The organism is Rhizobacter sp. P2_G4, from assembly GCF_056403575.1.
Genome location: NZ_JBFUFG010000002.1, coordinates 758,233 through 777,154, shown reverse-complemented (window position 1 = coordinate 777,154; position 18,922 = coordinate 758,233). Strand labels below are relative to the sequence as shown.

The following is an 18,922-nucleotide window of genomic DNA, read 5'->3' as shown; positions in this document are numbered from 1 at the left end:
GTGCGCTCCGGTTTCCGTAGCCATTCGTACCCAGGAGATTCCATGCCCGCTGACGCTGTCAACCGCCGCCTCACCTTGGCCTCGCATCCCAAAGGCCTGCCCACCGCGCAGAACTTTCGCCTCGACACACAGCCCGTGCCGGTGCCAGGCGATGGACAGGTGCTGCTGCGCACGCTGTACCTCTCGCTCGACCCGTACATGCGCAATCTGATGGAAGAGGTGGGGCCTGGATATGCGGAGCCGGTACAGATCGGCAACACGATGGTGGGCGGCACGGTGAGCCGAGTCATCACCTCGCGAAACCCGCAGTTTGCCGTCGGAGAATTCGTGCTGGCCAACGCAGGCTGGCAGGACTATGCGTTGTCGGATGGCAGCGACCTGATGTCGCTCGGCGACATGGCGCAGCCTTCACTGGCGCTGGGCGGCCTGGGCATGACGGGTTTCACCGCCTACGTCGGGCTGCTCGACATCGGCCAGCCGCGACCCGGCGAAACCGTGGTCGTGGCAGCGGCCACCGGCGCAGTGGGCTCCGTGGTGGGGCAACTGGCCAAGCTCAAAGGTGCGCGCGTGGTCGGCATTGCGGGCGGCGCCGACAAGTGCCGTCATGCGGTGGACGAGTTGGGCTTCGACGTTTGCATCGACCGGCGCGATCCGCAGTTCGCCGAGCGCCTTGCCGCGGCCTGCCCAGGCGGCATCGACGTGTACTTCGAGAACGTCGGCGGCGCGGTGTTCGATGCCGTGTTGCCGTTGCTCAACCTCAATGCGCGCGTGCCGGTCTGCGGCTTCATCGCGAACTACAACGACGCCACACCACCAGCAGGCCGCGACCGGCTGCCGAAGCTGGTCGCGACCCTGCTGCAGAAGCGCATTCGCATGCAGGGCTTCATCATCCTCGACCACTACGCCGATCGTTTCGAGGCCTTCCGCCGCGACATGGGCCAGTGGGTCGCCGAGGGCCGCGTGAAGCTGCGCGAAGACCGCGTCGATGGACTCGAGCGCGCACCCGAGGCGTTCATCGGCCTGCTTGAAGGCTGCAACTTCGGCAAGCTCGTCGTGCGTGTCGCAGAAGACTGAAGCCGCCAACGATTTCACGCTGGGCATCACACGAAACGAGCCGACAAACAAAATAGCTTGCAATTAGATTGTGTGCGATATACATTCTCTTCCCATGAAGAAGCCTGTGTCATCGCCAACGCCGCAGCCAGCCCAGTCGCTCGCCCTGGATCAGCAACTGTGCTTCGCGCTCTACTCCACCATGCTCGGCCTGAACAAGGTGTACCGAGGTCTGCTGAAGGACCTGGGGCTGACCTACCCCCAGTACCTGGTGATGCTCGTGCTGTGGGAGGGCAACGAACTTACCGTCTCCGAAATCGGCGAGCGGCTGTTCCTCGATTCACCCACCCTCACCCCGCTGCTCAAGCGCCTTGAGGTCGCAGGCCACATTGCAAGAAACCGCTCGGCTGTTGACGAACGGCAGGTCATCGTCTCACTCACTGCTGCGGGCCAGTGCCTGCGCCAGCGCGCACAAGAGATCCCCACCTGCGTGGCTGCTGCGATGGAATGCGCTCCCGATGAGATCGACACCCTTCGCTCGCGGCTCACCGACATGAGGTCGAAGCTCTACAAGAACGCCGCCTGAGGTTCGCTGATGACGGGCGCATGTGCGCCCGCTTCAAAACCAATTACTTCGTACACGATTTATTCGCACGATCTACGCGATTTAGCAGACCGGCGTCGCGCACCGGTCGCAGTTCACAAGACGCGATTTCCTGTCACTTTCACTTCTCAAAGGCACCGATATGAAACGCATCCGCAAGGTCTTCGCCTCCTCCGTTCTCTCGCTGGCCGCTGGTGCCGCGCTGGCCGCCGGGAGCCCGGGCGTCGAGCAAACCACGCAAGGCTTCCTGGAAGCGCTGGCCAAGGGTGGCGGCAAACCGCTCGAAGCCCTCTCGCCGGCCGATGCCCGTGCCGTGCTGGTCGGCGCCCAAGCTGGCGCCAAACTGCCGCCGGCCGACGTGAGCGAGAAGACCATCACCTTGGACGGCAAGCCGATCAAGCTCACCATCGTGCGGCCGGTCGGCGCCAAGGGCGTGCTGCCTGCGTTCATGTTCTTTCACGGCGGCGGCTGGATCCTCGGCGACTTCCCGACGCACGAGCGCTTCGTGCGTGACCTGGTGGTCGACTCCGGTGCGGCCGCCGTGTTCGTGAACTACACGCCCTCGCCCGAATCGCGTTACCCGGTGGCCATCAACGAAGCCTATGCCGCCACCAAGTGGGTGGCCGACAACGGTGCGCAGATCAACGTCGACGGCAAGCGCCTCGCGGTGGCTGGCAACAGCGTGGGCGGCAACATGGCTGCGGTCGTGGCGCTGATGGCCAAGGCCAAGGGCGCGCCTGCACTGCGTGCACAGGTGCTGTTCTGGCCGGTGACGAACGCCAACTTCGAGAACGCGTCTTACGACGAATTCGCGAACGACCACTTCCTGACCAAGAACATGATGAAGTGGTTCTGGGACGCCTACACGACCGACCCGAAGCAACGCCAGGACATCTACGCCTCGCCGTTGCTGGCAACGACCGAGCAGCTGAAGGGCCTGCCGCCTGCCCTGGTGCAGTCCGCCGAGAAAGACGTGTTGCGCGATGAAGGCGAAGCCTATGCCCGCAAGCTCGACGCCGCAGGTGTCACCGTGGTCGCCACGCGCTACAACGGCATGATCCACGACTTCGGCTTGCTCAACGTGCTGAGCGGCGTGCCCGCCACTCGCGCGGCGCTGCACCAGGCGAGCGAAGAGTTGAAGGCACGCCTTCGATGATCTTGCGTTGACCCCACGGCTGCATTGAGCCGCGCATGAAGCAGGCGCGTCACGATTTGTCGTGATGCGCCTGCCATGCCATTGACGGCGCGGCTCTACACCGCACCCAGCTCAGCGCGCGTTATCGGTGCCCAATTCCCGCTGCAGGCGCCACACGAGTGAAAACGCCACCAGCGACGTGGCCACGACCACGTAGCCCACCACGTCGAAATGCAGCAGCTTTCCGTCCGGTGCCAGCGCCACGATGTGGCCTGCGATCACCGAGGCCACGCCTCCGGCAAGTTGCTGGATCGATGCGCTGATCGCATTGAAGGCACCACGCTGAACGTTCGGCGGCACGGAGGACACCATCGCCTGGAACGGGATCATGCGAGAGAAGATCCCGACGAACATCACGGCGTTGACGACGATCAGCACCCACAGCGACACCGGACCCAGGTGCGTGTAGATCAGCACCATGATCATCGACAGCACCGTGCCCAGCACGAACACGCGGAACTTGCCGAAGGCGTCGGTCGCCTTGCCGATCATCGGCCCGACGAAGATCGTGCACAGCCCTGTGATGAGGTAGACCGTCGGCAGGTCGTGCAGTGAGATGCCCAGATTGCTGACGGCAAAGGCACTGCTGAAAGGCATCAGCATGAAGCCACCGATCGTCAGCAGCGCCGTCGTTCCGAACGCCAGCAGGTGGCGCGGGACGCTCAGCGTGCGCAGCAGGTGCACCCACGGGCTGTGCTCCTGCGGCAGCTTCAGGTGGTCGGCAACCGGCTGCATGCGCCAGCTCACCACCAGCCCGCCCACCACACCGAGCCCCGCCATCGCCAGGAACGGCATGTGCCACGACCACCGGTTCGACAGGTACAGGCCGAGCGGAATGCCCAGCACCTGGCTCGCGGCGAACGCCGTCTGGATCAAACCCATCACGCGGCCGCGCATGTTGGCCGGGAAGAGGTCGGTCGAGATCGCGAGCACGATGGAGCCGATGACACCGCCGAACAGGCCCGTCACGACACGTGCCATCAGCAGCGCCTCGAAGCTTTGCGCGAGGCCGCACCACAGCGTGCCGACGATGAAGCCGGAGTAGAAGATCAGCAGCAGGCGCTTGCGGTCGAAGCGGTCGGCAAAGCCCGCGGTCAGCAGCCCCGATGCGGCCGCGCTGAACGCATACGCAGACACCACCAAGCCGAACTGGCTGGGCTCGATGGCCAGCGCGGGCATGATCAGCGCGCCCATCGGCGCCATCAGCATGAAGTCGAGGATGACGGCGAACTGCAGGAACGCCAGCATCCCGACGACGGTCTTCTGGTACGGCGAGAACGGCGCGAGCGCAGGTGTGGTGACAGCGCTCACGGCTTGCTCGCTTGAAAACGGCCGAGCGTGATGGCGCGCTCGGGGCACGCGCTGACGCACAGCCCGCACGATCGGCAGGCCTCGGCATTCGGCGTGTAGGCGACCTGCATGCCATGCACCCGTTGCTTGAGCTTGTGCAACATGCCGAGCGCCTGGTAGTCGGCGTCGGCAATGCGATCGATGCGGAAGACGTTTTCCGGACAGACCCGTACACAATCGCCTTTACCTTCACAGCGCCGCAGGTCGACGATCGGTGCGATCACCCCGGCGGGCTGCTTGCATGCCGCGGCTGGAGCCAGGACGGCGCTCATTCGGCGCTGCCTTCTTTCGGGGCTTCTCTCTGGTCCTCTCTCTGGCCTTCTTTCGGGGCTTCACCCCAGCCACGAGAACAGCCTCTGCCACGGCCGAAGCGCTCGCGCTCCTCGGGCGTCATGGCGCTCCAGGGGCCAGCATGACGCCAGTGGCGGTGGCCGCCATGCCATCCGCCGTGGCCCTTGAATCCACCGAACAAGATGCGACTCAGAACCAGCAGGCCGAGCGCATGCAGGTAGTCGATGGAGCGGGCACCGGCGAACAGGTCGGGAACGATCGCGTTCCACAACACCATCACCAACCCACCCAACACCGCGACTGCTGCAAGGACCATCACGCCCTTGCCCAGGAATCTTGCTTTTGATGCCATCTTTCTTCTCCTTCAGATATCGAGTTCGTCGTAGACCGTTTGAAGACGCACGCGCAATTGCAAAACCGCATAGCGCTTGCGTGCGAGCAATGTGTTGAGCGGCACGCCGCTGCGCGAAGCCAGTTCCTTGAAGCTGCTGCCTTCGAGCTCATGCGCGACGAAGACCTCGCGCTGCTCCGGCGGCAGTTCGTCGAGCGCTTGTTGCAAAGCGTCCAGCAGCCGCCGCCGTGCGTACTGCGCTTCCGGGCCGGCGTCGAGCGACGGCAATGCGAGGTCGAGCCGGTAGGCGCTCTCGTCGTCGTCATCGGCGTCGCCGGTCACGTCGCTCAGCGACTGCTCCTTCTTCTTGCGGAAGCGGTCGATGATGCGATTGCGCGCCACCCGGAACAGCCATGCGCTCGCCTGCTCGATCGGCTCCGGAAGCCGATACGCCTCGACGAACTCGTAAAAGACGTCCTGCAGGATGTCTTCGGCGTCCGTCTGGTCGCGCACGCTGCGCCGGATGAAGTTGCCCAGCTTCGAGCGCTCGCGAAGAACTGTCGCCGTGATGACGCTGTCTCGGTCGGGGCCTCGGTGGGTCATCAGTGCGGGGTTCGGCGGGTCCATGCCACTGAAGACGTTTCAGCGGCGGGAATATTGTGAGCGCTCGAATGCTTTCGCAAAATTGCGCAATTCGTCTGTTGTCTCGCCTGTGCAGACCGCCCGTTCCTGGCCGGGACGCGGGAAGCGGTGTACAACCTGCTCCAAACACCACCATGCGCAGACTTCAACTCCTGACCCACAGGCACCGGGCCCCGTCGACGAATCACGCGCTGGGGCTCTTGCTGGCCTTCAACGCTGGCGCCGTCAACGCGGGCGGGTTCCTGGTCCTGCACCTCTACACCTCGCACATGACCGGCTTTGCTTCGCAGCTGGCCGATGGGCTGGTGCTGGGAGACACCAAGCTTTTTCTGAACGCCATGGGCGCCCTCGTCGCTTTTCTCTCGGGCGCGGCGGTCTGCGCCGTGATGGTGAACTGGGGGCGCCAGCGCCACCTTCACAGCGTCTACGCCCTGCCGCTGCTGCTGGAAGCCGCGCTCATGTTCCCGTTCGGCCTGATGGGGGCCATCACCCTTACCTGGACCACGCCGTTCGCCGTGCCACTCACCGTGCTGCTGCTGTCTTTCATGATGGGGCTGCAGAACGCCGTCGCGTCGAAGACCTCGCGCGGCAGCACCCGCACCACCCACATGACCGGCAACATCACCGACCTCGGCATGGAGCTCGGCAAGATGCTCTACTGGAAMAGCCATGCCAACGCCGCCACGCCATCCGCCGTGCGGCATAACCGCCTTCGCATGCAGACGGTCGGCGGGCTGGTCGCGATGTTCGTGCTCGGCGGGCTCGTCGGCGCCTTCGGCTTCAAGTACGTCGGCTTCGTCTTCGTGATTCCGCTGGCGGCGTTGCTGATGGGTCTGTCGATCCCGCCGCTGCTCCGAGACATCCAGCGCTCGAGCGAACTTCAGCAGCTGCTCAACGCATTCCGCACGCGGCTGCGCGGCCGCTGACTCCTCTCCGCCAAGCGCGGACACAGCGGTTTCGTCCTTGATCTGGCGCAAACCCGGGCAGTGAACCGGCCACAACAATTCCGTGGTCGGCCGATCCGTGCCGCAAACACCGCCTCACCATGACGCCGATCAAGTCCACCTCAGTGCCAGCTGCCTGCTCGACCTGCAACCTCAGGGAGCTGTGCCTGCCTGTCGGCTTCTCGGCACCCGACCTGGAACGGCTGGACGGCCTGGTCACCCAGCGCCGCAGCGTGCCACGCGGCGAGGCGCTCTTTCGCAGCGGCGACAGCTTCGAAGCCATGTATGCCGTGCGCACAGGCTTCTTTAAGACCCGCGTGATGTCCGAAGACGGCCGTGAGCAGGTCACCGGGTTTCAGATGGCGGGCGAGCTGCTGGGGCTGGACGGCATCTGCGACAACACCCACGCCTGTGATGCCGTTGCACTCGAGGACTCGCAGGTCTGCGTGATCTCGTATGGAAAACTGGAAGAGCTCTCACGCGAATTCACCGAGCTGCAGCGCCAGTTCCACCGCATCATGAGCCGCGAGATCGTGCGCGACCACACGGTGATGCTGCTGCTGGGCGGCATGCGCGCCGAAGAACGCGTGGCCGCCTTCCTGCTCAACCTGACGCAGCGCCTGCAGGCGCGCGGGTTCTCGCATTCGTCGCTGGTGCTGCGCATGACGCGCGAAGAGATCGGCACTTACCTGGGCCTGCGCCTCGAAACCGTGAGCCGCTGCTTCTCCAAGTTCCAGACCGATGGCGTATTACAGGTCAAGGACCGGCAGATCCAGGTCCTGGACCACGCAGCGCTTCAGCGGTTCGCCGGCGAAGGCGCTGCAACTGTCGAACTCTGAACGACTCAGACGCTGAGAGTCTCCTGTCGGGCAAAGCTCGGCAACGGCGAAGCATCTCAAGACACACCTCAGTGGCTGCGTGCATAGCTCCCCGGCGGTTGACCCACATGCCGGCTGAACGCCGTACTGAAGGTGCTTGCGGAGCTGTAACCCACTCGCTCGGCAACATCGGCGAGCGAGTGTTCGTTGCGCCGGATTAGGCTCTTCGCCAGGGCCATGCGCCAGGCAAGCAGGTACTCCATCGGCGGGATGCCGACGGTGCGGTTGAAGCGATTGAAGAACGCCGAGCGTGAGAGGGCAGACTCTTTCGCAAGTTGCTCGATCGTCCACGATCGCGATGGGTGCTCGTGCATCTGCCGTATGGCCACCGCGAGGCGCGCATCGGCCAAGCCACGCAAGAGACCCGGCGAGGCCGCTGCACCGGTCGTCGAGCGAAGCGCTTCGATGAGAAGAACCTCGACGAGGCGCGCGAGCACGAGGTCACGCCCGGAACGTTGTTCACGCGCCTCTTCTCCGACCAGCTGCACCATCACTGCAAGCCGCCTCTCGCCGCGGATGTGCACCAGCTGAGGCAACAAGGAAACAATCAGCGCGGCATCGGGCGAACCGAAGACGAAGTAGCCGCCCAGCAGCCGGACGTCCGGTGGACCACTCTGCGTGCCGTGGCGCAATTCTTCCGTGGGCGACTGCGAAAGCGTCGGGTCCATCTTCTTCGGCTTTGCGGGCTCGAAGCCCGACATCGTGAAACCCGGAGTCGCCGGCATCAGCACGAAATCGCCCGCTTCCAGCGTGAGCGGTTCGTGCCCGTCGACCATCAAGCGGCAAGAGCCTTCAAGAACTGCGCAGAAGCTCGGCCGGCCGAACTCGGAGTAACGAACGGCCCACTTACCGGCGCCGCTGATGCCTTTGGAAAGCACGGTGCCGGGCTCCAGGAGCGAGATGACTTCAGAGAGGGGGTCGACCATGACGATACTTTCGCAAATCAATTGTGGACTCTGAATTGTATTCAGTCCTGTTTTCGCGGGCTATCGTTCATCCACTCCACAACCGACACAAAGGACTCTCATGAAAACCGTTCTGATCACTGGCTGCTCGTCCGGCTATGGCCTAGCGACCGCTCGCTTCTTCCTCGATCGTGGCTGGCAAGTCATCGCCACCATGCGAACCCCTCGCGAAGACGTTCTGCCCCGCCGCGAGCGGCTGCGGGTGCTTGCGCTCGATGTCACCAAGCCAGAGAGCATTGCAGCCGCAGTCGCGGAAGCCGGCCCCATCGACGTGCTGGTGAACAACGCAGGCATCGGGCTGCTGGGCGCGTTCGAGGCCACGCCGATGGAGACTGTGCGCGAGCTCTTCGAGACCAACACCTTCGGCGCGATGGCCATGACACAGTCGGTGCTCCCCCAGTTCCGGCAGCGCAAGGCTGGCGTCATCGTCAACGTCACGTCCAGTGCGACGCTGGCGCCGTTCCCTCTGGTTGCTGCATACACCGCGAGCAAGACGGCAGTCGAAGGTTTCACCGCTTCGCTCGCAAACGAGCTCCAACAGTTCAACGTGCGCGTCAAGCTGGTCGAGCCAGGCTACTGCCCGGACACCCGCTTCGCGGAGAACGGCGGTCCGCGCATGCAAGGGCTCATCACCGAACCGTACGCGGCCTATGCGCAAGGCGTGTTCGCCGGGTTTGCCAAGGTCTCCGTGACCACCGATCCGTTGGACGTTGCGCAGGCGGTGTGGGAGGCGGCGAACGACACGTCGGAGCGGTTGCACTTCGCGGCCGGGGCGGATGCTGTTGCGTTGGCGAACGCGAAGTGATGGAACGAGATGCTCTGGGGCCGTTTTGCGGCAAATGAGCTGAGGGAACGAGTTCGAGTTTCTTCTTAGCTCAGGCCGCAGCCCGCACCAGCAACACCGGCACCGCGCTTTCGCGCAGCACCAGTTCGGCGTCGCTGCCCAGCGCTACGCGCGTGAGACCGCGGCGGCCATGTGTGCCCATCACGATCAGCTCGGCCTTGCTGCGTTTGGCTTCTTCGAGGATGGCGTCGCACACCCGCAAGGCGGGGTCGCACATCACCGCGCTGTCTGCCGCCACGCCCTGCTCGCGCGCTCGCTCGACGGCCTTGGCGACGTGCAGTTCGCCCATGGCTTTCCAGTCGTCGATCAGCTGTGGAACAGGCGAGTAGCCGGCACCGCTGGAGATCAACGCACGCAGGTCGACCACGTGCAAGAAGTGAAGTTGCGAGCCGAGGGCGCGGGCCAGGACGACGGCCTCATAGAGGCCGCGTTGTGCCGGAGCGCTGTCGTCGATCGGCACCAGGATGCGCGAATACATGAGGGTCTCCCGTTGAACAGATGCGCCAGTTTCGGCTGCACGCACTCCGCATTGCTTGCGCTGAATCAAAGTCCTATGTCGCTGGCGCGCAGAAGATTCCTTCAGCGCTTGCACCCCGCAGGGCAGATTCACCGGAGCTCACCATGGGTACCCTCAACGTCGGCAACATCGATCGCGGTCTGCGCATCCTGCTGGGGCTTGCGCTGCTCGGCCTGAGCCTCTCCGGCGTCATCGGCTACTGGGGTCTCATCGGCCTGGTGCCACTGCTCACCGGTGCGATCGCGAGCTGCCCGCTCTACAGCCTCTTCGGCGTGTCGACTTGCAGGCGATAGCGCGCAAGGTTCACTCAGGAGCTGACAACCAGGAGAGGCCGATGGACTGGATCGAATGGTTGAAGTGGATCGGCGTGGGCTTGGTCGCTCTGGGCTTGCTGGCCGCGATCATCGTCGGCGCGCTGTCGTGGTTCCTCACTCACGCCGATTGAGAGAGTCATCCGTGGCAGCGAACGTGATCTCATTGAATTCGTACCGGGCGCCGATGCAAAGCGCTGGGCCAAGCTCTGCACTGTTGAGCCTGCTGCGCGATCGCGTCCAGGTGACCCGGCGGCTCGTGCATGCCGGAGACGTCGTCTATGCGTCAGGCAACCCGTTCACCACGCTGTTCGTCGTCACCAGCGGCGCGCTCAAGACAACGCGCGATTGCCTTGACGGGCGAACGCGCGTGGCCGCGCTCCACCTGTCGCCCGACTGGCTCGGATTCGACGGCATCGCCGGCGGTGCCTATGAATGGAGCGCCATCGCGCTCTGCGACACCCAGCTGGCCTGCATCGACTACGACGAGCTGCTGAACGCCCTGCGTGCCTGGCCGTCGCTGCTGCAAGCCTTGCATGCCGAGATGGGGCGCGAAATGGCACGGCACCGCCAGGTCGCGACCGCGTGGCGGCGTCTGCCTGTCACCGAAAGAATGGGGCGCTTCCTGCTCGACTTGATCGAGCGCTCGCATCCCGGAGACTCGGGCACACGCGTCGCAGTCAACTTGCCGCTGGCGCGCCACGACATCGCCGAGCTGCTGGGCATGACGATCGAGAGCGTCAGCCGGGCGCTGTCGCACCTGAAGCACGAGGGCTTGATCGGCTTCTCGGATGCCGCACACCGCTGCATCGAGGTGCTGCATCTACCGGCCCTGCAGGCCTTCGTCCAAGCCAGATCCGTCGCGGTGCAGCCGACGCTCTGAAGGTTCCGCGACCTGCGAAGAGCGAGTTGGACGGTCGGCCTCGGCTCGTCAATCAGCCGCCCTCGCGGCCCAGCGCATGCAGTTTGGTCAACCAGCGGTCGGCGTGCTTCTGGTCCAGGTTGCCGGCCATGCCGACCAGCGTTTCGCGAACCGGCGCGATGCCCACGAACCCGAGGATGTTGCGCTCCAGCGCCTTCAGGCTGTGCGCACGGAAGTACCAGCGGTACACAAGCGCCGGCATGCCCATCGTCACCACCAGCCGCGCCGAACGGCCGGCCAAGAGTTTCTCGGGCAAGCCCTTCCCGTCGGACTTGCCGAGCGCAAAGCCCGGGCGCGCTACCTGCTCGAGAAAGCCTTTCAGGAGCGCGGGCATGCCGCCCAGCCACAAGGGAAACACGATCACGATGTGCTCGGCCCATGCGATGGCTTGCTGGGCGTCGACCAGGCCCGGCGGCAGCACGCCCTGCTCCCACTCGGCCTGGCTGCGCAGCAGGGAAAAGTCGAGCGCGCTGACGGTCACGCGGCGCACCTGGTGGCCCGCGCCCCTCGGCCCCTTTCACATAGGCATCGGCCAGCGCGTGGCAGAGGTGGGCCCGCGTCCCGTCGGGGTGTCCCTGCACGACGAGCAGGCGCTTTGTGCTGGTGCTAGTGTTCATGCGCTGCAGCCTAGGCACGCCCGCATGCACAGGCCTTGAGGCGGATCAACGCCGGCATCGAATCCCAGCGCGTGTGGTCGACATTGCGCTGCATCAAGGCTTTGCGCGCCGTTCCGCCTACGCTGCCAAGCATGAAGGCGAGGAAGACCCTAGCCCGWGTTCAAGCAACCTTGAAAGGCACACCATGAAAATCCTGTTGGCTGTCGATGGCAGCAAATTCACCAAGCACATGCTGGCCTACCTGGCCGCTCACGACGAACTGATCGGCCCGGAGAATCGCTTCTCCGTGATGACGGTGGTCACCTCCCTGCCCCACGAGGTCAGCCACTTCATCGACCGCGGAACGATCAATGGCTACTACAAGGAGAAGGCCGACGAGGTGCTGAATCCTGTGCTGGCCTTCGCCGCCCAGCAGGGCTGGACCGTCAACACCATCCAGACCACCGGCCATGCGGCAGAGGCCATTTCCACCGCGGCCAAGGAAGGCGATTTCGACCTGCTCGTGATGGGCTCGCACGGCCACTCGACGCTCGGCTCACTGGTGCTCGGGTCGGTGGTCCACGGCGTCATGGCGCGCTGCAAGACGCCGATGCTGATCATTCGCTAAGTGGCCTCACCAGGGAAACCTCAGGGACAGAGCGCCACGGTCAGGCTCGCGCCCCGTGATTGGTGGGCTCTTGCGAAACGGGTAACCTAGGCACCCTCGCCCGGCCGGGCGGGATGCCCCGATCCCCCTTCGCAGACGGCCCGTGACAAGCACCCACATTGCCATCGTCGACGACGACGTCGACATCACCACCCTGTTGGCCAACTACCTGGCCAGCCATGGTTATCGCGTGACCCCGCTGCACTCGGGCCGCGCGCTGATGGCCCTGATGGCGTCGGACCCACCGTCGCTCGTGCTGCTCGACCTGGGCTTGCCGGGTGAAGACGGCTTTGTCATCGCCCGCCAGCTGCGCGAGCACTGGCACTGCGGGCTGGTGATCGTGACCGGCCGCGGCGATGCGGTCGACAAGGTCGTGGGCCTGGAGATCGGTGCCGACGACTACGTGACCAAGCCGTTCGACATGCGCGAGCTCGTCGCGCGAGTCAAGGCGGTGATGCGCCGCATCGAGTCCGCACCGGCGGCAGTTGCGCAAGCGCCTGCGCAGACCACATCCACCGTGCTGTGCTTCGCCGGCTGGCGGCTCGACACCGCCGCTCGGCGGCTCGAGGGCCCGCAAGGCGCCACAGTGACGCTGACCTCAGGCGAGTTCGACTTGTTGAGCGCCTTTGCCACCCACCCGGGGCGCGTGCTGTCACGCGACTTCTTGCTCGAGCAAACGCGCGGACGCGAAGCAGCGCCCTTCGACCGGACGATCGACGTGCAAGTGGGCCGCCTGCGCAAGAAGATCGAGGCCGACCCCGAAGACCCGCAGATCATCAAGTCGGTTCGCAGTGCGGGTTATGTGTTCGTGCCGCCCGTGACGACATCATGAGCACGCCCTCGGGCCCCGACGGCCTCCCGGCCGGAATCGACCCGCAGTCCATCTTCCGCTCGATCTTCGGCGCCTACCCCGACGCCTTGTTGCTGGTCGACGCGCAAGGCCGCATCGTGCTCGCCAACCCGGCCGCCGACACCTTGTTCGGCTACGCATCAGGGCAACTCGTCGGCCTGAACGTCGACGTGCTGGTGCCCGACAGTATTCGCCCGCGCCATGCCGAGTACCGCCATGCCTACGCCCACAAGCCGCGAGCCCGACCGATGGGCACGCAGATGGACCTCGTCGCCAAGCGGCTCGACGGCAGCGAGGTGATGGTCGAGATCGCGCTCAGCCCGCTTCACGACAGCGCGGTGCCGCTGGTCGTGGTGGCCGTGCGCGGCATCGGCGCTTACCCGCGCGTCAAGCAGGCGCTGCAGCGCGCGCGATACAGCGAGTACGTGGCGCAGATGGGCCGCGTGGCCGTCGACGCGCGCGACCCGCAGGTGCTGCTGCAGCAGGTGTGCGCCGTCGCTGTGGAGGCGCTGCAGGTGGAGATGTCGGTGCTGTTCCTGCTCGAACCGAACCAGCTCGAGTTTCTTGTCGCCGCTGGTGCCGGCTTGCTGCCCGAAGAAGGCGTGGGCACGCGCATGCCCAACACAGCCGACACGCCGGCGGGCTTCGCCATGGCTGCCGCGCAACACACGGTCATCCCCGACTACCGTATCGAGCAGCGATTTACCGTGCCACCGCACTACCTGGCCGCTGGACTTGTGAGCGCGCTGACCGTGCCGCTGTCTGACCGGGGCAAGCGCGTGGGGGTGCTGAGTGTTCGGTCCAAACAGGCCCAGCGTTTCGGTGACGACGAGGTCCACTTCCTGGAGTCGCTGTCCAACCTGCTCGCCGCCACGCTGCAGCGGGTGCAGACCGAAGAAACGCTGAGCCACGCGCAACGCCTGGAGAGCGTCGGCCAGCTCACCGGCGGCATCGCCCACGATTTCAACAACCTGCTGACGGTGATCCAGGGCAACCTGCAGGTGCTGGAAGAGGTGCCCGCCATTGCCGACGATGCGCACACGCAGCAGTTGGTGGCAGCCGCCACGCGCGCCAGCAAGCGCGGTGCCGAGTTGACCAGCAAGCTGCTCGCCTTTTCGCGGCGGCAGGTGCTGAGCCCGAGCCGCATTGATGTGCCCGGCATGCTGCATTCGCTGGCCGACATGCTCAGGCGCACCGTCGACCAGCGCATCCGCATCGAGGTGCAGGCCGAGGCGCACTGCCCCGCCGGCGTCGCCGATGCCGGGCAGCTCGAATCGGCGCTGCTCAACATCGCGATCAACGCCCGCGACGCGATGCCGGGCGGTGGCAAGCTGATCTTCGCCTGCAGCGACATCGGCAGCCTGCCGCCGGAGCTGCATGACGACTTCGCGCCCCACGAGCGGTCTGCATCAGGCTACCTCTCAATCTCGATCACAGACAACGGAGCCGGCATGTCCGAGGCGGTGAAGGAACGCGCTTTCGAGCCCTTCTTCACCACCAAGGAAAGCGGTCGCGGTACCGGCCTCGGCCTGAGCACGGTCTACGGCTTCGTGAAGCAGTCGAAAGGTGCGGTCACGCTGGACAGCGCGCCCGGTGTCGGCACGACCGTCACGCTCTACCTTCCGCGGCACGGCGCGGCGCCTGGTGCTGGCGAAGCCCACCCCGCCACACGAGCACTGCCACCCAAGCTGCGCGTGATGCTGGTGGAAGACGAGCCTGAGGTGCGCGCGGTGGCGCTGCGCTTCCTCGCCGCGCTCGACTGCATGGTGGCCGCATTCGCCAATGCCGAGCAGGCCTTGCAAGGGCTCACGGCCGATGCCGAGTTCGACCTCCTGCTCAGCGACGTGGCCCTGGGCACCGGCATGCGCGGCACAGATCTCGCCCGCGAGGTGCTCGCGCGCCGGCCCGGCGTGGCGGTGTTGTTGGTGTCGGGGTTCTCCGCCGAGCTGCTCGACATCAACCAGACCGCTCCCGCCTCGTGGGAGCTGCTGGCCAAGCCCTACAGCCGCGAAGAGCTGCAGGCGGCCATGGCCCAGGCGCTCGCGGCCGTTCAGCCCGCCGAGCGCTGACCGCTCACTGGATCGTGGTCGGTGTCTGCGGCGCCACGCAGCGCTGAATGAAGGCCTCGAGCAAAGCCAGGTCGGGGATGTGAACGTCGCGGCGGCCGTTCTCGCTGAAGCAGATCACTTCTTCACGCGCCAGGCGTGACAGCGCGCGGCTCACCGTTTCGAGCTTCATGCCGAGAAAGTTGCCGATCTCGGCGCGCGTCATGCGCAGCGTGATCTGGTCGTGGCGCAGCCCGCAGTCGGAGAGTGACTCGGCCCAGTTGCGCAGGAAATCGGCCACCCGGGCATCGGCCGGCAAGGTGCAGATCGACAGGATGGAGTCGCGGTCGCGGGTCATCTCGCGGCTCATGGCGCCATGCAGCACCGTCATCAGCATCGGCTGCTGGGCACAGGCCTGCAGCAGCTTGTCGTAGCGCACCGTCCACACCTCGCCGGTGTCCATGGCGATGGCGTCGCAGCCGTGGTGGCCGGCAGCAATGCCGTCGAAGCCCAGCCAGTCGCCCTTGAACTGCAAAGCGACGACCTGCTCGCGCCCATCGGCCGAAAGGTTCACGATCTTGAAGATGCCCGAGTTGATGATGTGCAAGCACTCGAAGCGCTCGCCGGCCTGGTAGACCTTGTCACCTGCGTGCAGAAGCCGGCGCGTGACTGCGAGCGTGTCGCCCACGAGCTTCAGCGAATCGGCAATGCGCTGGCTGGTGCCCGATGCCCGCGGAGCAGCGAGCGGCCGCTCGGCCTGCTGGTGAGCGGCAGACCGATGCGGCATGTTCAGGCTCGGGGTGATCGTGGCGGCGTTCAGCATGGTGGGCTCCTGCATCTAGGTGTGTATCGAATGAACAGGAGCTTAAAAATCCCGCGTCAACAGGGTGCCAACAGCGTGCGTCGCTGCGTAACACAGCGTGAACGATCTGTGTCTGGCGTGTATCAGCAGGCCGGATTCGAGCATTCCCCACGCCGTCGATGCGCCTTCAAGCAGCGAATTTGATGCCGATCAAGCCGGCGCGGCCCGGGATCACTAGTCTTGTCACATCGACTTTCTCGCCCATGCAACACGCACCCCAACTTCACAAGCGCTGGTCGCTTGACACCCTGCCCGCTGCAGAGCGGCAGCGCGTGTTCGACATGGCGTCCGCACTGGAACGGTCCGCTCGCGCAGGTCATCCGCTGCAGTCGCTCCGCGGCAAGAACCTGGCGGTGCTGTGCGAAGACGCCACCTGCCCGCACCTCGAACTCTTTCGCCGCGCCGCCGGTGAACTGGGAGCGCAGGTGACCCACATCCGCCCCAGCGAGGCGCTGGATGTCTCAACCCGCGCCCCCGACGCGCTGGGTCACCTGCTCGGCCGCCTCTACGACGCCATCGACTGCCACGGCGTCGCGTCGGACGCCGTGGAACGGCTGGAGCGCACTACCGGCAGGCCGGTCTTTAATGACCTGGCTTGCCATCAACACTTCGAGACGAACGAGGAGCCCAACTTCACGCTGCAGGCGCTGCTGCTGACGGCGATGGCATAACGCGTTCAGCGCCGGATTCTGGCAAGCTGCGGAGCACATTCACTGCGTGGAGCATCAACGTGAGCGAGCGTGCCGTTGCATTGATCCTGGTTGACATGCAGAGCGGGCTTGACGATCCGCAGTACGGCGAGCGCTGCAACGCACACTGCGAGGTCAACGTCCAGCGTCTGCTCAGTGCCTGGCGCAATGCCGCCCAACCGGTCCTGTACACCCAGCACATCTCTCGGCGGCCGAACTCGCCGCTCGCCGAAGGCAGTGCGGGCAATGCCATCAAGCAGGAGCTTGCGCCGCTCGAAAGCGAGACCGTCTTCCGGAAGTACACGAACAGCGCGCTCAAGAGCACCGAGCTTCTTCGGGCGCTGCAAGACATCAATCCCAGCGCCTTGGTGATCGTCGGCATGGCAACAGATGCATGCGTCACCGCCACGGCCAGAGAAGCCAAAGATCTGGGCTACGTGACGATCGTCGTGGGTGATGCCTGTGCCACCTTTTCTCGATCCGGCCCAGAAGGCACTGCGTACGCCGCCACCACCGTCCAAGGCGTTTCGTTGGCTGCATTGGCCGCCTCAGGCATCGAGGTTTGCTCCGCCAATCAGGCCATCGGTGACTGGTGCCGCACCCGGGGTTGAACGATACCTGACTGATGCATGTCAAAGACACCGGCGTACCCGCCGCTGCACCATGCGTCCATGAGTTCCCACTGACGCCGACGATGTCCGCGATCGTGGGAGCAAGCCCGACAGGCCTTCTGCTCCCTGCTACTCCCAAAGGAAACACCGATGACCGAACTGCTTTGGTCCGACGCCCTCTCGCTGAACCTGCCTCTGATGGACGAGACGCACCGCGAGTTCGTCGACCTGCTTGCCATTGCCGCTGACGCCCCCGACGACGGCCTCGTAGAAGCCTGGGCGGCGTTGATCGACCACACGGACGAGCACTTCGCACAGGAAGACCGCTGGATGCGCCAAGCGCACTTCGCCTCCGGCAACTGCCACTCGACCCAGCACAAGGTGGTGCTGGGCGTGATGCGCGAAGGACTCGTTCAGGGCAAAACCGGCCAACTGCACGTGATCCGCCAGATGGCGCATGAACTGGCAATCTGGTTCCCGCAACACGCACAAAGCATGGACGCTGCGTTGGCGTTGCACTTGCGCGGGATCGGGTTCGACATCGCGACCGGCGACGTGTCGCGCCCCGAACTATTGCCGGTCAACGAGATTCGAGGCTGCGGGTCGGCGGCGTGCGCGCCGGCCACGGTGGTGGAGGCCAACTAACCCTCGATCACGCCACCTTCGGCGCAGGGTCTCAGGTGCTCCGCGTCCGAAACGCATCGCACCAGCCCTTGCCGGCCACCACGCGCTTCGGGAACAAGGTGCACGGTGCCCAGGGTTGCGTGGGCTTGGCCAGGTACAGGTCGCAGGTGGTGCAGAGCTGGCCGGGCCGGTACTTCGGGTACTTCCTCGCGTCGACGCGCGCCGCGTCTTCGACGTAGCCCACCGCCACGGCGCGCGGGTCGGATTCTTCAAGGCGTGAGTACTGCTGGGCAAAGGCGGGCTGCGGAAGCAGCCATGTGGCCCCGCCGGCCGGCAACATTTGCAGGAATAGACGTCGCGTTTTCATAACTTCCCCATCAATGAGAGATCAACCCGTTCCGCTCGACACGCGCGCCAGCGGTTCAGGCCGAGAAACACAACGCCACGACCCGTTGCCACAGGCCATGCCCCAAGGCCCAAGCCGATGCTGCCGCGAGGCACGCGCCGGAGAAGCGGACCACCCAGGCACCACTCACGAGACCGAGCACGCCTCGGCCTGACCCATGCAAGACGATGCGGCTGGCTGCCCACAGACCCGACGACGAGGCCAGCGCGAAGCCGCCCATCACCATCGCGCCGCCGGTGGCCGAGCTGGCCAGCGTCGCAACGATCAACGCTGACTGCAGCAGCCCGCATGGCCAGGCGACCCAGGCAGCGCCGACGGCACCCGCACGAGCCGGGCCTGTCACACGCTGCCAGCCTTCTCGAACGAGTTTTTGCGGCAACGCACGCGGCTGCGCTGACATCCGGGCCGGTTGACGGCCGGTCACCAGCAGCCACAGGCCGAGCGCCAGTGCGGCCACGTGCACCAGCGTCCACAGCGGCCGCAGGGCCGGGGAGAAGTCGCCAAGCACGCGAAGCATCACGACGCTGGACGCAGCCACTGCACCCGCGGCCGCATAGCTCGCGACGCGCCCGAGGTGAAAGGCCAGGCTCGCCGCGCCCCCGTTCCCAGACCGGCTGCAGGGGCCGAGCACCGCCGAGCTGGACGCGCCGCACATCGCCATGCAGTGGGGTATGCCTGCGGCGCCCATCAGCACGCCGCTGAGCACGAGCGCTGCATCCATCTCG

Annotated in this window: 24 protein-coding genes; 14 read left to right on the top strand and 10 right to left on the bottom strand. The window is 65.4% G+C overall.

The window, feature by feature from the left end; translation table 11 throughout:
• Positions 1-42: 42 nt before the first annotated feature.
• From AC1DYS_RS10115 to AC1DYS_RS10105, 3 genes are all read left to right on the top strand, one after another.
• A complete protein-coding gene (locus tag AC1DYS_RS10115) occupies positions 43-1,074 on the top strand; it encodes an NADPH-dependent curcumin/dihydrocurcumin reductase (protein WP_477898559.1) in 1,032 nt (343 codons plus the stop codon).
• Between the two features lie 94 nt (positions 1,075-1,168).
• Positions 1,169-1,639 (top strand): MarR family winged helix-turn-helix transcriptional regulator, encoded by a 471-nt coding sequence (locus tag AC1DYS_RS10110; RefSeq protein ID WP_477898557.1) that lies wholly within the window; start codon positions 1,169-1,171, stop codon positions 1,637-1,639.
• A 160-nt stretch (positions 1,640-1,799) separates the two neighbouring features.
• Entirely contained in the window at positions 1,800-2,813 is a 1,014-nt protein-coding gene (locus AC1DYS_RS10105) for an alpha/beta hydrolase (RefSeq protein ID WP_477898555.1), read from the top strand.
• A 111-nt stretch (positions 2,814-2,924) separates the two neighbouring features.
• Here the strand turns inward: AC1DYS_RS10105 and AC1DYS_RS10100 are convergent, their stop codons facing one another.
• From AC1DYS_RS10100 to AC1DYS_RS10085, 4 genes are read right to left on the bottom strand one after another with little or no spacing between them, the layout of a single operon-like run.
• Positions 2,925-4,163: an MFS transporter gene (locus tag AC1DYS_RS10100; RefSeq protein WP_477898553.1), complete on the bottom strand. Its 1,239-nt coding sequence runs from the start codon at positions 4,161-4,163 to the stop codon at positions 2,925-2,927.
• Positions 4,160-4,474 (bottom strand): 4Fe-4S dicluster domain-containing protein, encoded by a 315-nt coding sequence (locus AC1DYS_RS10095; protein WP_477898551.1) that lies wholly within the window; start codon positions 4,472-4,474, stop codon positions 4,160-4,162. The genes AC1DYS_RS10100 and AC1DYS_RS10095 overlap by 4 nt, the downstream gene beginning before the upstream one ends.
• Entirely contained in the window at positions 4,471-4,845 is a 375-nt protein-coding gene (locus tag AC1DYS_RS10090; RefSeq protein WP_477898549.1) for a hypothetical protein, read from the bottom strand. The genes AC1DYS_RS10095 and AC1DYS_RS10090 overlap by 4 nt, the downstream gene beginning before the upstream one ends.
• Positions 4,846-4,857: 12 nt before the next feature.
• Entirely contained in the window at positions 4,858-5,451 is a 594-nt protein-coding gene (locus tag AC1DYS_RS10085; protein WP_477898547.1) for an RNA polymerase sigma factor, read from the bottom strand.
• Between the two features lie 149 nt (positions 5,452-5,600).
• On the opposite strand from AC1DYS_RS10085, the gene AC1DYS_RS10080 reads away from it, so the two are divergent.
• Complete coding sequence (locus AC1DYS_RS10080; RefSeq protein WP_477898545.1) at positions 5,601-6,392, top strand: YoaK family protein; 792 nt, start codon at positions 5,601-5,603, stop codon at positions 6,390-6,392.
• A gap of 119 nt (positions 6,393-6,511) precedes the next feature.
• Positions 6,512-7,249, top strand: a complete 738-nt coding sequence (gene fnr, locus AC1DYS_RS10075) for a fumarate/nitrate reduction transcriptional regulator Fnr (RefSeq protein ID WP_477898543.1) — start codon at positions 6,512-6,514, stop codon at positions 7,247-7,249.
• 68 nt (positions 7,250-7,317) lie between these two features.
• Here fnr and AC1DYS_RS10070 read toward each other — a convergent pair whose 3' ends face one another.
• On the bottom strand, positions 7,318-8,214 hold the full coding sequence (locus AC1DYS_RS10070; protein WP_477898541.1) for an AraC family transcriptional regulator: 897 nt from the start codon (positions 8,212-8,214) through the stop codon (positions 7,318-7,320).
• A 100-nt stretch (positions 8,215-8,314) separates the two neighbouring features.
• On the opposite strand from AC1DYS_RS10070, the gene AC1DYS_RS10065 reads away from it, so the two are divergent.
• Complete coding sequence (locus AC1DYS_RS10065; protein ID WP_477898539.1) at positions 8,315-9,058, top strand: SDR family oxidoreductase; 744 nt, start codon at positions 8,315-8,317, stop codon at positions 9,056-9,058.
• Positions 9,059-9,128: 70 nt separating this feature from the next.
• Here the strand turns inward: AC1DYS_RS10065 and AC1DYS_RS10060 are convergent, their stop codons facing one another.
• A complete protein-coding gene (locus AC1DYS_RS10060; protein ID WP_477898537.1) occupies positions 9,129-9,575 on the bottom strand; it encodes a universal stress protein in 447 nt (148 codons plus the stop codon).
• A 143-nt stretch (positions 9,576-9,718) separates the two neighbouring features.
• Between AC1DYS_RS10060 and AC1DYS_RS10055 the strand changes: the two genes are divergently transcribed.
• Both AC1DYS_RS10055 and AC1DYS_RS10050 read left to right on the top strand, forming a co-directional pair.
• Positions 9,719-9,907 (top strand): YgaP family membrane protein, encoded by a 189-nt coding sequence (locus AC1DYS_RS10055; protein WP_477898535.1) that lies wholly within the window; start codon positions 9,719-9,721, stop codon positions 9,905-9,907.
• A gap of 235 nt (positions 9,908-10,142) precedes the next feature.
• A complete protein-coding gene (locus AC1DYS_RS10050) occupies positions 10,143-10,808 on the top strand; it encodes a Crp/Fnr family transcriptional regulator (RefSeq protein WP_477898533.1) in 666 nt (221 codons plus the stop codon).
• Positions 10,809-10,860: 52 nt separating this feature from the next.
• On the opposite strand, the gene AC1DYS_RS10045 is transcribed toward AC1DYS_RS10050, so the two are convergent.
• Complete coding sequence (locus tag AC1DYS_RS10045; RefSeq protein ID WP_477898531.1) at positions 10,861-11,328, bottom strand: NAD(P)H-dependent oxidoreductase; 468 nt, start codon at positions 11,326-11,328, stop codon at positions 10,861-10,863.
• 320 nt (positions 11,329-11,648) lie between these two features.
• On the opposite strand from AC1DYS_RS10045, the gene AC1DYS_RS10040 reads away from it, so the two are divergent.
• From AC1DYS_RS10040 to AC1DYS_RS10030, 3 genes are all read left to right on the top strand, one after another.
• On the top strand, positions 11,649-12,071 hold the full coding sequence (locus tag AC1DYS_RS10040; RefSeq protein WP_477898529.1) for a universal stress protein: 423 nt from the start codon (positions 11,649-11,651) through the stop codon (positions 12,069-12,071).
• A gap of 142 nt (positions 12,072-12,213) precedes the next feature.
• On the top strand, positions 12,214-12,942 hold the full coding sequence (locus AC1DYS_RS10035) for a response regulator (RefSeq protein ID WP_477898527.1): 729 nt from the start codon (positions 12,214-12,216) through the stop codon (positions 12,940-12,942).
• Positions 12,939-15,029 carry an ATP-binding protein gene (locus AC1DYS_RS10030; protein WP_477898525.1) on the top strand — a complete coding sequence of 697 codons (2,091 nt, stop codon included), beginning with the start codon at positions 12,939-12,941 and terminating at the stop codon, positions 15,027-15,029. Before AC1DYS_RS10035 ends, AC1DYS_RS10030 begins: the two co-directional genes overlap by 4 nt.
• 4 nt (positions 15,030-15,033) lie before the next feature.
• Here the strand turns inward: AC1DYS_RS10030 and AC1DYS_RS10025 are convergent, their stop codons facing one another.
• Complete coding sequence (locus AC1DYS_RS10025) at positions 15,034-15,828, bottom strand: Crp/Fnr family transcriptional regulator (RefSeq protein ID WP_477898523.1); 795 nt, start codon at positions 15,826-15,828, stop codon at positions 15,034-15,036.
• A 242-nt stretch (positions 15,829-16,070) separates the two neighbouring features.
• Between AC1DYS_RS10025 and AC1DYS_RS10020 the strand changes: the two genes are divergently transcribed.
• From AC1DYS_RS10020 to AC1DYS_RS10010, 3 genes are all read left to right on the top strand, one after another.
• On the top strand, positions 16,071-16,538 hold the full coding sequence (locus tag AC1DYS_RS10020) for a Rossmann-fold NAD(P)-binding domain-containing protein (protein WP_477898521.1): 468 nt from the start codon (positions 16,071-16,073) through the stop codon (positions 16,536-16,538).
• 59 nt (positions 16,539-16,597) lie between these two features.
• The gene (locus AC1DYS_RS10015; RefSeq protein WP_477898519.1) at positions 16,598-17,167 is read left to right on the top strand and encodes an isochorismatase family protein; all 570 of its coding nucleotides are present in this window, start codon (positions 16,598-16,600) and stop codon (positions 17,165-17,167) included.
• A 150-nt stretch (positions 17,168-17,317) separates the two neighbouring features.
• Positions 17,318-17,812: a hemerythrin domain-containing protein gene (locus AC1DYS_RS10010; RefSeq protein WP_477898517.1), complete on the top strand. Its 495-nt coding sequence runs from the start codon at positions 17,318-17,320 to the stop codon at positions 17,810-17,812.
• Between the two features lie 31 nt (positions 17,813-17,843).
• Here AC1DYS_RS10010 and AC1DYS_RS10005 read toward each other — a convergent pair whose 3' ends face one another.
• Positions 17,844-18,158, bottom strand: coding sequence for a high-potential iron-sulfur protein (locus tag AC1DYS_RS10005; protein ID WP_477898515.1), 315 nt, complete (start codon positions 18,156-18,158; stop codon positions 17,844-17,846).
• A 55-nt stretch (positions 18,159-18,213) separates the two neighbouring features.
• Positions 18,214-18,918: an urease accessory protein UreH domain-containing protein gene (locus AC1DYS_RS10000; RefSeq protein ID WP_477898513.1), complete on the bottom strand. Its 705-nt coding sequence runs from the start codon at positions 18,916-18,918 to the stop codon at positions 18,214-18,216.
• Between the last annotated feature and the right edge of the window lie 4 nt (positions 18,919-18,922).